12 protein-coding genes are annotated in these 13,696 nt (G+C 51.5%); 4 read left to right on the top strand and 8 right to left on the bottom strand.

Translation table 11 applies throughout. The features are described 5' to 3' along the window. Positions 1 to 284: 284 nt before the first annotated feature. Positions 285 to 980 (bottom strand): alpha/beta fold hydrolase, encoded by a 696-nt coding sequence (locus tag EKM94_RS08495; RefSeq protein ID WP_125600403.1) that lies wholly within the window; start codon positions 978 to 980, stop codon positions 285 to 287. A 94-nt stretch (positions 981 to 1,074) separates the two neighbouring features. Between EKM94_RS08495 and EKM94_RS08490 the strand changes: the two genes are divergently transcribed. Then, entirely contained in the window at positions 1,075 to 1,317 is a 243-nt protein-coding gene (locus EKM94_RS08490) for a hypothetical protein (protein WP_125600400.1), read from the top strand. Positions 1,318 to 1,398: 81 nt separating this feature from the next. Here the strand turns inward: EKM94_RS08490 and EKM94_RS08485 are convergent, their stop codons facing one another. Next, on the bottom strand, positions 1,399 to 2,364 hold the full coding sequence (locus EKM94_RS08485; RefSeq protein WP_125600397.1) for a glycosyltransferase family 2 protein: 966 nt from the start codon (positions 2,362 to 2,364) through the stop codon (positions 1,399 to 1,401). 316 nt (positions 2,365 to 2,680) lie between these two features. Continuing rightward, complete coding sequence (locus EKM94_RS08480) at positions 2,681 to 2,944, bottom strand: hypothetical protein (protein ID WP_125600394.1); 264 nt, start codon at positions 2,942 to 2,944, stop codon at positions 2,681 to 2,683. A gap of 186 nt (positions 2,945 to 3,130) precedes the next feature. On the opposite strand from EKM94_RS08480, the gene EKM94_RS08475 reads away from it, so the two are divergent. From EKM94_RS08475 to EKM94_RS08465, 3 genes are all read left to right on the top strand, one after another. Further along, positions 3,131 to 3,313 (top strand): hypothetical protein, encoded by a 183-nt coding sequence (locus EKM94_RS08475; protein WP_125600391.1) that lies wholly within the window; start codon positions 3,131 to 3,133, stop codon positions 3,311 to 3,313. Positions 3,314 to 3,356: 43 nt separating this feature from the next. Beyond that, positions 3,357 to 4,157, top strand: coding sequence for a tyrosine-protein phosphatase (locus tag EKM94_RS08470; RefSeq protein ID WP_125600389.1), 801 nt, complete (start codon positions 3,357 to 3,359; stop codon positions 4,155 to 4,157). 372 nt (positions 4,158 to 4,529) lie between these two features. Beyond that, positions 4,530 to 5,504, top strand: coding sequence for an alpha/beta hydrolase (locus EKM94_RS08465; RefSeq protein ID WP_125600386.1), 975 nt, complete (start codon positions 4,530 to 4,532; stop codon positions 5,502 to 5,504). A 246-nt stretch (positions 5,505 to 5,750) separates the two neighbouring features. Here EKM94_RS08465 and EKM94_RS12635 read toward each other — a convergent pair whose 3' ends face one another. The 5 genes from EKM94_RS12635 to EKM94_RS08440 all read right to left on the bottom strand — a co-directional run bounded on the left by EKM94_RS12635 (position 5,751) and on the right by EKM94_RS08440 (position 13,272). Next, positions 5,751 to 7,871, bottom strand: a complete 2,121-nt coding sequence (locus EKM94_RS12635; protein ID WP_125600383.1) for a hypothetical protein — start codon at positions 7,869 to 7,871, stop codon at positions 5,751 to 5,753. A gap of 251 nt (positions 7,872 to 8,122) precedes the next feature. Then, a complete protein-coding gene (locus EKM94_RS08455) occupies positions 8,123 to 10,258 on the bottom strand; it encodes a bacterial Ig-like domain-containing protein (RefSeq protein ID WP_125600380.1) in 2,136 nt (711 codons plus the stop codon). A gap of 182 nt (positions 10,259 to 10,440) precedes the next feature. Next, on the bottom strand, positions 10,441 to 11,715 hold the full coding sequence (locus EKM94_RS08450; protein WP_125600377.1) for a tyrosine-type recombinase/integrase: 1,275 nt from the start codon (positions 11,713 to 11,715) through the stop codon (positions 10,441 to 10,443). Next, positions 11,708 to 11,914 carry a DUF3173 domain-containing protein gene (locus EKM94_RS08445; protein ID WP_003575700.1) on the bottom strand — a complete coding sequence of 69 codons (207 nt, stop codon included), beginning with the start codon at positions 11,912 to 11,914 and terminating at the stop codon, positions 11,708 to 11,710. Before EKM94_RS08445 ends, EKM94_RS08450 begins: the two co-directional genes overlap by 8 nt. 77 nt (positions 11,915 to 11,991) lie before the next feature. Then, on the bottom strand, positions 11,992 to 13,272 hold the full coding sequence (locus EKM94_RS08440) for a replication initiation factor domain-containing protein (protein ID WP_125600374.1): 1,281 nt from the start codon (positions 13,270 to 13,272) through the stop codon (positions 11,992 to 11,994). Positions 13,273 to 13,696 lie beyond the last annotated feature (424 nt).

The following is a 13,696-nucleotide window of genomic DNA, read 5'->3' as shown; positions in this document are numbered from 1 at the left end:
ATGTTTATTTAGGTTACACTCAATTCAAATAAAGTGATGCTCGCACTGATCACATTCAACTAATCGATACAACAACAAAAAGATTCCTCATTACTGAGAAATCCTCGAAGAATAAAAACTATCTTTCAACACCAGTTGACAAAGAGCCAAAAAAAGTCAGAGCGACGATTGTTGTCGTTCTGACTTGACCCGCGGATGTTGTGGCGGATATTGCAGTAGCTGTTAAAGTAGATATTGCAGTGGATATTGCAATAGATGTTTTAGTAGGATTTTGCCACCGCGCGCTAGGCTTTTCTGCTGGGGGCGGTGGTGCTGCGCGCGGGTTGGCTGGCGAATTTGCGGATGATCGGCAGTAGTTTGAAGCTGTCGATCACGTAACTGCTGTGGGTTTCTTTGGGCAGGATCATTAGGCTACTGTCGGGGATCTGGTCGGCGATGTAGCGGGTGTGGCTGATTTTGACGGCGTCTTTCTCACCAGCCATGACCAGCGTGGGGATCTGGATCCGTTGCAGGTCGGCCTTGGTGATGTTGGGCTCGGTGTTCAGCAGGCGCACTTCTGGCCGCCGCGACCACAAATGGACGTTCCAGGCGAGAAAGCGGTCTTTGCTGTGGAGGCCGTTGGGGTTCAAGTTGGCGCCGCTGACCATCAGTTTGCCCAGCAGGTCGGGATGCTGGCTCGCCACCAGCAGGCCAATAATGCCGCCATCGCTGAAGCCGTAGAGCAGCGGCTTTTCTAACTTGAGCTGTTTGATGAAGTCGACCACGTCATTGGCCATCTCCTGATAGTGGATTTCTTTGACGGGGGCACTTTTGCCATGGCCGCGGTTGTCCAGCGCGAAGACTTGGAAATAGGCGCTCAAGGTCGGCAACAATTTGTCGAAAATCTGATGGCTTTCGCCGTTACCATGTAACAAAATCAGCGGTTGGCCCTGGCCGCTTTGCACGTAATATAGTGTCGTATGATTGACTCTGATTTCCATTTTTCAACGCCCCTGTTTTTCTATGACGAATAGTTGCTTTTCCTGTTCCTTTGCCTGCTTTATCGCTATAATTTAGGTAAAAGGAGTGATTGTCATGTCTGAAGATGTCTTCTTTAACCCTGGCGACGCGATCGCCAACGCTCACGATTTCGCTGGTGCCATGCAAAGCGCCGAGATTTTCAAGCAAAAGGCGCCGTTGCAATCACCTTTGATCATTGTGGAAGCCGCGGATAGGAAAGACGCGTTCGCGGTCTACTTTGAAAAGGATGCCCACATTGCCAGCAAGCGGGATGTGCCCGTGATTCAATATCACATCCGCCAACGTTTGGAACCGTGATTTGCGCTAGGCTTGGCTGTCAGTTTGACGTAAATTTTCGTTCAGCGTCGCTTTTTCTAGCTTAGTATAACTTTTTCTAGTTTAGTGGAGCGTCATGTCTTCGCGCTGGCTCAAGTCCGCTTGGCGGGTCCAATCGTAACGCGCCAACGCTTTCGCCTGGCGATTCAGCGCGAAGGACCTGGTCGCCCGCCCTAATATCGGCGTCGACTGCTTGATCGGCAATTGACGCAGTTTATTCTTTTGCGGCTGTGATCCAATGGTGATCGCGGCCTTTTTGTGCATGGCGGTTTTCTTTTTAGGCGTGGCGGTTTGGCGATTCTCAGGTCGATTCAACTCGCGGAAAATCCGGAAATTCGCCAAGAAATTGTCAGGCACCTTCTGCAAATCGAAGGCATGGACGATACTGTCGGCCCGTTGCACATAATGATACAGTGGTTTGGTATCGAAGTAGAAGCGCTCGCCTTGATTGCTATACTGAATGTTGAACAGCTGATCTTCCATCAAGCCTAGATCCGTATCAAAAGCCAGTTGATGTTGCCGAATCAAGGCCGTTCGATACGCTTTGTTCCAAGTATAGCCGCGGACACTGCCACCTAATTTCAAAATCCGATTTTGTAACTCTTTTCGGCTCAAAATGCCCGATTCCACTTTACTGGCGGCACTGCGGCCAGGCGGATCAATGAAATAACCGCAGCTGACCAGGTCCGCTTCGAAATATTGGAGATTTTTGACCATGAAGGCGACATAATCCCGTTCGACCCAGTCGTCCCCATCGATAAAAGTCAGAAATTCCCCGCGGGCTAAGGACATGCCCGCATTGCGCGCGGCAGAAATACCGCGGTTTTCTTGATGGAGGACTTCGATGCGGCGGTCATGAGCGTGCCAATAGTCGATGCGGTCGCTGGTACCGTCATCGGAGCCGTCATCAACGAGAATGATCTGTAAGTTGGGATAGGTTTGGTTTATAATCGTGCGCAACGCGCGGTCGAGATACGAACGGACGTTGTATAAGGGCATGATAATGCTGAATAAAGGATTTAGCGACATGGGCAACCAGCCTTTCGTTTCTTGTCTTCAATTATATACGACTAAACTTGAAACACAAGCGGCGCGCAAGCCACCCCCACCAAAAGCGTTGCGGACCAACGGGCCGCTCCGCTACTTAGACTGGTTGAAAGTAGGTTGGTCGCAGCTTGCGCTGCGCTTGGCGTTGGTGGTGAACAGATGTGGTGAAGCTCCAGGTCGGGCTGGGGGTGGTGGAACGCGGCGGGCACGATTTTGAGCTTTTCGGAAACCCACCGAAAATCTCAAAACTCGGCCTTATTGTAGGCGATAAATCGCCAACAATAATATCGCGGCTGACTCACCCCCAGCCCGACCTTCCGCCAGACGAGTAAACAGACCACCAACGCCACGCTCCGCTCAACGTAACCTTATTCATTGAAGCACTCACGCCGACTGGCAAGCTATGGTCGATTGATGAGGAGCCACGCAATCGACGACCGTGGTTAGTGGTCACAAGCTTTAAATTGGTGACACCAGAATAGTCTGTCTGATGAACTAAGGAAGTTCTTGATGAATCAGCTGGATCGGTCGGTTTCCACCTAGTGGATCGTTCAGGAAACAAGTAGAGATGTTCAGCCTACTCAAAGTGTTCCGACTCCTGATCCAAATTCGTTGGCATTGCCGTACCACCCCCAAAAGGGCGATTGTTTGACCTCAATCTTGCAAAAGCGCTTCGTCTGATATACAACTTCGATTGCAGATAGGCTCAATTCTGTTCAGCAACCGGCTGGGACTGCGCGGCTCAGTGGTGAAATTGTCCTTGGCGGCTTTGCCGCTTAGGACAAGGCTCGATTTTGAGACAAGCCGCGGGTTTTGCGGATTGGCTCAAAACGACGCCCACCACGTTCCAGTCCGCAACAGCAGTCCCAGCCGGTTGCGCTCACGCGCAACACCCACCCACACCCGCAATCAAGCACCAAACATTCAATAGCAACCAAAACCATTTTTCAAATTCTAGATTTGGAGGTATTGTAATGACAACTCAAGAACACTCAAAACGCGTGATCGACCTGTTAGGCACAGTCAATTTCCGCGACTTAGGCGGTTACCGCAACACCCACGATCAAGTCGTCCAGTGGCGCCGGATTTTCCGCGCGGCCTCGCTGGGTGGGTTGACCCCCGAGGATCAAACTTTGCTGGCGGATTTGCAGGTGACTAAAGATGTGGATTTGCGCTCACCGGCAGAGCAATCTGGTTATCCTGATCAAAATTGGCCTGGCGTTCAGTTGGTTCGCGATCCGGTCTACCCCACTTCTGGTTTTGGTCGGCTAATGAATCATGGTCCTTTCGCGCGCCTGCGCTTCAATCGGCATCGCCGACCACAACTGCAGGATCCAGTGGCGCAAATTTACCAAAATGTGGTTTTGAACGAACATAGTCAACAAGCTTTCGCCACGGTTTTCCGGCAATTATTGAGTTTGCCGGAAGATCAGGCGCTGGTTTTCCACTGCGCGGCGGGCAAGGATCGGACGGGGATGACCGCGGCCCTGATTTTACTGGCGCTGGAGGTGCCGGAAGCGGTGATTGTCCAAGATTACTTGTTGACCAACGATTTGTACAACTTTCCTGATGGCGCGGCGGTCAGCGATGATGAAGTGGCAACGGCGGTGGCGCAAATGAACACGCAGACCGGCGACGCGCTATTCATTCAAGGCGTGGTGCAAACGATCGCCCAAGGTTACGGCGGCATCGCCAACTACTGGCGGCAAGGGCTCAAGTTGGCGCCCAGCGACTTGGACCAATTGCGGCGGCAATTTCTGACTCCGACGAAATGAGGCGGCGTTTGTTGGTCGTGGCTTGATCGTCGCAAGCGGACAGGTGGTCGCAGTTGAATCGTGGCAATTGAACGGTTGGGCCGTGGCTTGCTTGTCACAATCGGACGGTTGGGTCGTGGTTTGATTGTCGCAAACGGTCCGCCTGCGACAAAATGTGGCGCTGTTGTTTTTTCGCGCATAGTCGCCAAGAAGTGACGGAGGGGCGAGTTCAGGCGTTCAAGCTTGATCTGCCGGTTTTTCTCCAGCGCTCAGGCCGATTCCGCCGTCGCGTTGAGCAAGCGTGCTTGTCGCAAAAGTGGCGGTTTTCGGCTACGATATAGGGGTAAGCAAACGCTGGACGTGTGCGCCAGCAATCGACGAGGTGAAGACAAGATGAAATGGCAAAAAATCGCTAGCGTTGCGGTTCCCAGCGCTTTTCTGCTGGGCGTAACAGCGACCAGCGCGGCGTTATATCGTTATGGCTTTGGTCGGATGAAGCAGAAGGAAGCGACGCGGCAGTTGGCGGCGTTCAATCGCAAGAAGCACAGTTGGAGCGCCTGGTATGCGCAACAACCGCGTGAAGACTGGTGGCTGTACGATGACGATCCGCAGAATCGGTTGCACGCGCTGTATTTGCCCCATCCGCGGCCGACGAAGAAAGTGGTGCTGATTGCCCATGGCTATCACGGTAGCGCCCTGACCATGGCCAGCTATGCCCAAATGTTTCAGGAGCTGGGTTACAATGTGCTGATGCCTGACAATCGGGCTCATGGCGAAAGCGCTGGCGAATGGGTTAATTTCGGTTGGCTGGATCGGCTGGATTACCGGGATTGGTGCCTAGATCTGGTGGATCATTTAGGCCCCGATTGCGAGATTGTGCTTTTCGGGGTCAGTATGGGCGGCGCCATCGTGATGATGATGAGTGGCGAGGTGTTGCCACCCCAAGTCAAGGCAATCATTGAGGATTGCGGCTACAGTTCGTTGCGCGGCGAGTTGGCCTATCAAATGAAGGCCCAGTTCCATTTGCCGGAATTCCCCTTCGTGCCTGTCGCCAACTTGTTCAACCACCTGACCTTAGGCTTCGATCTGAAGGAAGTGGATTCCCTGACCGCGCTGAAAAACAACCGGCGCCCGATTTTCTTCATTCATGGTGAACGCGACGGCTTCGTCCCCACCGCGATGGTGCTAGAAAACTACGCCGCCACCAGCGCTCCCAAGGAATTATGGGTCGTCCCTAACGCCGACCACGCCCAAGCCTTCGGTGTCGATCCCCACGCCTACAAACACCACGTTGCTAAGTTTTTGCGGCATTATTTACATGATGACGGCTGCAAAGTCGCCGATGCGAAAATTACGCCAGCAGAGTAATCGTCAACATTAATTCAATCACTACGAACAAACCACTAAGCCACGACCAAGCAGCATGATCAATTGAAAACACCCATCTAGATTCCTTTGCATTGAGGAAATCTGGATGAGTGTTTTTTTAGTAACGCCATGAGTAGCTGTCGCACGGCGCAAATCAAGCCATTCAAAACTGAATTCCCGTGAGCGCCTTCTCATGTGTTCTTTAAATGGCTTGCGTATTAGACGGCAGAAATTCTATCTCCAACATCATGACTCCGCGCCCTGTCGTTTTCGTAGCGCCCGGCCCCGCCAGAACAGCAGACCGGCGAGCAAAAGCGTCCCATAAACTTGCTGGCGACCATCCCGTTCACCGGCAACAGGCAACGACTGCGGGCGAGACGAGGCGGCTTGCCCATGGCGGCGGGGCGCCGTGTCTGGCGTTGGCCGCGTTGAAGCGGCCGCCGTCGACACTACTGGCTTGGTTGCTGACGGCACTGTTGTCCCGGGTTGCGCTGGCGCTGGTACTGTCGGCTTGGGCGGTTTGCTTGGCGCTGTCGGTGCTGTCGGTGCGACTGGTTCGAGCGGCTTACTTGGTTTACTTGGCCCATCTGGGACGATTGGTGCTGTGGGGCCAACTGGGATGGTTGGGATGGTTGGTTCTGTTGGTTCGGTTGGTGCTGTTGGTGCTGTTGGTTGCGTAGGCGTTGTTGGTTCGGTTGGCGTGGTGCCGCCGTTGTTATGGTCACCGGCGTTGGGATTTGTCGGCGTGGCCGGCCCCGGTTTTCCGGGTTGTGGTCCTGGTTGGTTTTCACGGTAAACCAAGGTCATGTGCGCCACGCCGGCCGGATTCACGGGCAGTCGTTTGACCACAGTCTGCCATTGATCGGACGTTAGCACCTGATTGTTCTTAAGCGCCGTCAGCCTGAGCATCGCCGTCGTTTCCGCAACCGACGGCCGATCCGTCGCTGCCTGCTTTTGTGGCGCTTGGTTTATCATCTTCTGATCTTCAGGCGCTTGCGGCGGATCCACCTGAGCTTGGCCATACTGACTGGCCTGGTCAGCCCGCTTGATGGTGACCGTGCCGTCCGCATTGAAGTTACTGGTGATCGTCAGTGATTGTTCGCCGACTAAAACTGTCCAAATAATTTTCTGCAATGTCTTATTTTGATAGGTGGTACGCAACCAATTACTGCCGTCCAAAGCCAGTGTTGACGAGCTCTCTCGGTCGCTGACGAAGCGCAAATTCCCCTGGGCTGGCCCCTGATCACCGAAAAGCGGCCGGCCTTGTTCGTCTTGGTAATCAACCATTTTGGTGAAAATATAATCGAAACTAAACGTCTGCGGACCGGGCGTGTCTGAATAAATTTCACTATGACTAAACGCGGCGACAGTATTACCAAAGCCAATATCGACCTCCGGACTGTCAGAATCTGGATTGTCAGAATCTGGATTGGTAACGATGAATTCTGGCGAGAAGTTCTCGGTGATCGTCTCCCCCTCGGCGGTTATTTTAAGCGCGGACAAGCGATAGCCCTGCCAGTGCAAAATAAGTTTCGCCAGCAGGTTAAGGCTTGGGACAGCACCAGGATCTTGACTATCGCGACCATTGAGAATCAAAGGAATCACGGGCGGCTCGGCTCCAGCAAACAGCAGTCGCCCCTGATCATCATGAAATTGACGTTTGAAGATAAATGGGCTTGCCTGGAAAAGCTGCGAGCCGGCAGTCAACTGGCGCTCAATATCGGGCGAGTCACTCGGCCCCAAAAGCCACGCCGCCGACGCGGATGTGCCGGTATACAGATAGATTTGCGCCACGCCGGTCACCACTTTGCCGGTAAATAATTGCTTGATCTGGTCCAAACTGAGGAAAAAAGTGCTGCTGCCAAAATTCAGATCCAGTCCGGGGCGCGGCGCAATGGCCAAGGCCCGATAGTCTTGATCTTGGCCTAAAAAGCCGACACCGTAAAAATGTAGTCGCGAGGCCACCTGCTCGATCAGCGCCACGATTCGATCGCCGGAAACAGGCTGCTGGGAAGGTGTCGGTCGCAAAATCGTATCCTGGCTAGTTTGGTGCTGATAGGTGAACCCATTTAATTGATAATGCTTGACTGTCACCTGATCATCAGGTGCCGCGACTAAGCCCGAACCAGGCGCCCGCACACCGGCCAAAAGCGGTACCGTCTGTAATTCTGGCAGATTATCGTCACCGCGTGTTATGCTCGCGCCGCTTGTTTGCCTTGTGCCGGACTGCTTTTGTGCTGGCTGAAGCACTGCCGCATGCGCCACAGTGGTCGAAGATCCGCTCCCGCGCCAAGCCACCACGCTGCTGCCAGCCACCATCAACAACAACCCCCACAATAGACAAACACCAATTTGTTCTTGTTTCATTTCGACAAAGCTCCTTACCCTGATTGACGTTCCTCCATCTGATCCCGTTGCGAACACCACCTTGTGTCCCGACAACTGCAATTGATTTTTCCCATGTTTCAATTGACAAAAAATTGTTTATATTTTCATTATGGCTGCAGCGTGGTCGTTGACAACCAGGTCCAGCGGCAATAGTTGTCGGATAAGCGCCAGAAAAAAACACAAACCAGATTGGCTTGTGTTTTTGATGACGCAATAGATTGCTGATTGGATCAAAGGCGCTCGGTGCGGAGATACTTGATCGTCGCGCCGGTAAGCAAGGAAACGATAATCAAGCCCATTGCCACCATCGTCAGATTTTTCCGATCACCCGTTTGTGGTAAGGTCGCCTTTTTCGGATTCTTAGTGGTCGCACCACCAGTTTGGGGCAAGGTTGGTTTGACCGGGTCAGTTGGGATACTTGGTTTCGTTGGTTTTTCAGGCTTAGTTGGTTTTTCAGGTTTGGTTGGCTTATCTGGATCCACTGGCTTGCCACCATCATCCGCAACGACGGTAATCACGACCGTCCGGCTGATTCTGCCATTGCGATAAGTCAGTTCGTATTTGCCGACCCGGTTAACGTCCACGGTGCCCAGCACGTTGATCTGCTCAAAGGTCAAGCGCTTGTTGTTGTTGTCAGTCGCGCTGATAAAATTATCCTTGGCCTGCCAGTCGGCGCCTTGCTTGATCGTGGTTGCGGGCACAACTTCCAAGCTGGTGTGATCGATCACTGGCGGCACGACGGTTGGCTTTGAAATCGTCACGTCTGCCTCGGCCGTCGCTGACCCATAAGTGTAGACCAAATGGTAAGTACCCGGTCGACTCAGATCAAGTTGCCCGACTGTCGCACCATTCTGACTGATCGTAATCTTAAACTTCGAATCCTGACTAATTTGCGTTAAATCGACGGTCTGCCCATCCTCATCGGTGATCTTGGCAACGTTGGCCAGCGGATCCCAAGTCGCGCCAGTGGTGAGCGCAACGTTCTTTTCTTTGAGCGCTATACTGGTTTGATCCTCTTTGAAGACATAGTTAACTTCAGGATTCGATTCCGACAGTGTCCCGGTCTCATTGGTTGGCTTCTCGGTCAACAAGTACTTCTTTGCACTCAAACCAGCCACAATGGAACTGACGTCAGGATTCTGCGTCAAATCGTAATCATCGCCGACATTCCCCGTGAGTTGGTAGGGGTCGTGTAACACGTCATTGGTACTCTGACTGACGAAATTGACGTTTAGGTGTGTTGCGATGGGTTCCGATTGCTTGATCCTATAGGGACGAACCACACCACTCGAATAGTTCTTCAAACCGCCGTCAGTGTTTTTAGGATCAAACATCATGACGAGGTAGCCCTCTGGCTCTTTTAAATTGGACCAGATGATCTTTTCCCCATCCGCACTGAGCTCGCCATCAGCATCACTTTGTTGCTTTCGGATCGTCCCTTCTGATGTGAGCGGACGATAATTTTGGATAAACCACGTTTTATCGTTGTTCGCTTGCGGGAGCAGCTTGATTGGCTCCCCGTCGATTCCCGTCAATGACTCGATCGTGGTGCTGGTTTGATAGCCATCTTTTTGATCTGCTGGAATCTCCACCACAGGTAAAATAATCTGGTTGCCGGTCAAAAATGTTTTAGCAGAAAATCCCGAATAATCGCGAATTCGATTAAATGAAAACTGTCCGCCTGAGAACTTTGTTTTTAATTTTGAAACGTCAGATAGGTCGGTGTTCATGACTGTAAGATTAACGCTGGAAATATTATTCAATTTTGCTAAGGCATTAGCATTTCTCAATTTGCCCCGTTTCAATACAGATGAATCCACCTGAACAGATGAATCCACCTTAATCTTATCGAAAAACTCTTGCTCCATTGGTGCACGATAATCAAAACTTTGTAAATTTACAGCTTTTTCAATTCCCTGAAAAGATTCGGTTTCCAAAAAAGCATTGTAAAATTCTTCGGCGTATTTAACCGGTACATTCTTGTCCGCTAAGGCGGTCCACATAGAATCAAGCGGTGCCCCAGTTAGCTTCTCTTCAAGAATTGACGGCTGAATATCAGCTGGATATGGAAATGGCCATTGCTCACGTGGCTTAGTCACAAAAGACTTGTCTATCTTACGGTTCAACATGTACTGGACAATAATCTGAAAGTTCCTATCTGGCATCCACGAATCAATGTCATCTGGATCAGTCACTTTCTCATCCTCATCCTCCACAGGAGTGAAATTGGTCGGGCCCGCATCCACCGGCTCTCTTTGTGGTGTCGGAACAACCACGGCGTGAACTGGCTGGGCCCGCTTCGTCCCACCGACCGCCAAAATAAGACTTAAAAACAATAGCACAAACAGACTGGTTTTTCGTTTCATGGTTAACTCCCCCTGAATTGAATGACAAAAAACGCAACCACTCAAAAAGGCGGTTGCGTTGTGCACGCAATTATGTTGATATCCACCCCAATGAATAGTTTCCCAATAGTCAAAAATAACTGAATTATTATTCCCATTCAAGCGTATCTTCAGCGGCGCTAACCCGCGTCACCACTAGCTTTCTATGCTTCAACTGCCGTTTTGGCGGGGAGTTTGGCGGGGCTTAGTTGATCGTACTTCACCGCCTGATTCCCCACGAACCGCACCTGATTCTGACCCGCCGTTTTGATCGTAATATTACCCGCAATCTGTTCCGCGATATCTGCATCCAGCCCGCCCCACAAGTGCGAGTAGTGCTTCAGCGTAATCTCCGGCGACGAATGCCCTAGGCGCTTAGATAACACCAGCACCGAGACGTTGAACTCATTGATGAGATACGACGCGTGACTGTGGCGCAGTCCTTTGCCTTCGACTGGGTGCACCTGTGCCAATTTGGCATAGCGGTGGATAATCCGCGAAATCGTCGATTTAGTCATCGGCAAGCCGTCGTAGGTCATGATGAAGTCATCAACCCCACCCAGCCCGAAACTTGTCTGTACGGCACGCCAACGCCGCAGAATTGCCACGGTGTCATCGTCGTGCGTCAAGATGCGCTTGCCGCTGTCTGTCTTCGTGTAGTCGTGGCGTTCCCAGTCATGCCGGTTCTTCATCACCAGCATGTGATCAACGTGTAGCCGCTTCTTGGCGAGATCAACATCCCGCCACCACAGCGCCGTTCCTTCGTTGATCCGCACGCCAGTCAGGAAGTACAGCCACAACATCACGAAGTTCAGATGCCCATAGATATCATTAATGCAAATTTGCGCGATAACTTGTTCAAACTCGGCTTTCGTCCAAAACGGCACGCTGCTTTTGGCCTTGGGAATCGCCTTGACTCGCTTCGACACATTGCTGGACAGATACTGCATCTGCACCGCGTGATCGAGGGACTTGCGGAAGCAGCCGAACACCAATCCAGCATAGCCTTGCGAGTAGCCCGCACCACCGTCCTTTTCATCCGTGAGCAGCCACGTGCGGAAGTTCTGCACGTCAGTGATGTCGATATCGCGCAGCAACTGGTCGCCAAACCGTGCGATACAGATATCAAAACTGCGATTGCGGACAGCAAAGGTGCTTTCCTCCACATCGGTCTTATACGCTGGAATATACGCGTCCTTCATGAACTGACGGTAAGTCATGCGGAAGTTCGTAAACCCATGCGCCTCATGATATTCACGCTTCACCCGCGTCAGTTCCTTGTTCGCCGCAAACGCGGTGCTGAATGGCATTCCTTGACTGTCCTTCCGCCCTTTCTTGCGGACGCGCTTACCACTCATCTTGTCGGTGCCTAACTCGGTTTCATAGTAGAAGTTACCTTTGACGTCTATGAACACGCCTGGATATTTGGTTTTACTCATTCTCAACAGCTCCATTCATCGGTGATCCGAGAATGGACTCAACGACAGAACGCGGTACGCGCCCTAAGTTTCGGTTGAGATACAAGGGATAACCCTTTTGTACCATCCTTTGCTTCGCTTGTCTAATGATATCGCGCGCAGTATGCTGCTTAAATCCTAATGCCATCAGATCTTGATAGCAGACAAAACTCTTATCCAATTACGTCACTTCCTTCTCGTTGATTGAAGTGAGATAATCAAACCAGATAGAACCCATATCTTATCTGTGAAGAGTGACTACTTGCTTTGGTCGGCGTAGTCGCTCTTTTTTGATGTCTCACTTGGTTCTGCATCCGTCAAAACGCCATTACGGTGGTGCTGATAGTGATGGATCAAATCCCAGTGGCGCTGCGTCAGCTTGCCGCCGTCAATGATTGCCTTCAGCTCGGTGGTGCCGTTGTACTGATCAATCAGCTGCAACATCTTCAGCGATGGCGCGACCTGCTTCTTGAGCCAACGGGTAATATGCGCGTAACTCAATGGTTCAGGATTGGTTGACAGTCGCAGCTTGTCGCGATAATTGCCGATGAAAGCATCCCAACGCGGATCTGTCGTCCACTGACTCTTGGCTTTGTGGCTCGGCGTCAAAAAGCGAAGATAACGGTTGATGATACCGAACACAACTTTCTCAGGATCCCGCTCTGCCAACAAATTCTTAATTGCCGCAGCGGCGCGTTTGCGACGTAGCCGGACTTCAAACCGCGTGCGTATCGGCTGGTCTTCTATCGCAATCTCAGGGTGCTTCTGGTGTTGCTCAAATGCCTTGTCATAAATACAGAAGTACACCTCACTTTGCGGTGACCCCAGATACAAAGTTCTGCCCGACACCGCCCACTGCTTGGTGCGATTATCTCGGAAGCCATGAAAGCGCGAGGTGAATTCATCACGGTCACACTTCTCAATCAAAGTTGGCACGTCGAGCAAACCATTACGATCATTGATAGCGAGGTCAATGCGTGTGAAGTGACCGCCAAGGGCGATACAGGTCTCCAAGAAGTCGTACCAAGTTCTGTTCTGCTGACGCAAATACGATTCAACGTAGCGGCAGCCTTGGCCCTTCAGCTCAATCATCGTGCCGCTATCTTCGCTTGGATCATAGCCGTCTGCATTGACATCTTGATACGGTGACAGCAACACGTCGATTTCACCACATTTGAAAGTGGCACTGTAACCATAGCGTGCACCTTCTTTGAGATTAAAGTGATTCAGGTTAATCTGGAACAGTTCGGTCACCATTTCCTCATAGTCGTGCGACTTGAATGTGACGCCCAAGTAATCAATACATACGTCAATGTTGTTCTGGCCGGTCAGTGACCGCAGCGCTAACGTCAACCGCAGCCGTGCTTGTTCGTTAATCGGCTTATTCCCCGTCAGCAACTGATTCAAATGCGATCGACTGTAAGCAGCCGTCTTCGCTAATTGACCTTGAGTAATCTTATGCGTGCGCATCTCATCATGAAACTGGTTTAGCCAGTCGGTATTCGTCATCCCGCCGACTAAGTTCAAATCTTTCAGCATGTTAGCTCCTTTCGAAGTAACCTGACAGCAAAGCCGCCTTTCTGCTTACGCAAAGTGGCTTGCCATCGGCGCTTTCGTCCTACTTACGTGTATTTTGTCTCTAATATTTGCCCCCCTATTAGAGACCGGGGGCTTGTGGCGGCCGGCTAACGCTGACCGCCACCGCTCGCGCTAGCGGCTTTCGCGCTGCACGCCGCGCACGGCGGCGTACGTTGCAAGACCCTTCCGGAAGGTCTGTGAGAACTTTCGCTCTCAACATATACAGACGGTTTGTAGGACGCGTTTTGAAACTGAAAGTTGAACTGTAACGGGATCTTAATGTTCATTACCGAATTACGTGACTACTGCCCCGAAGCCATGCTATGAAAATTCACTCGCTAACAATATCAGCTGCATGGTGCAAAATGACCGTAAATTGCAAGAA

Source organism: Lapidilactobacillus achengensis, from assembly GCF_003946655.1.
In the GTDB taxonomy this organism is placed as follows: domain Bacteria; phylum Bacillota; class Bacilli; order Lactobacillales; family Lactobacillaceae; genus Lapidilactobacillus; species Lapidilactobacillus achengensis.
The sequence above is the reverse complement of the archived record's forward strand: the minus strand, read 5'-3'. Positions and strand labels throughout refer to the sequence as shown.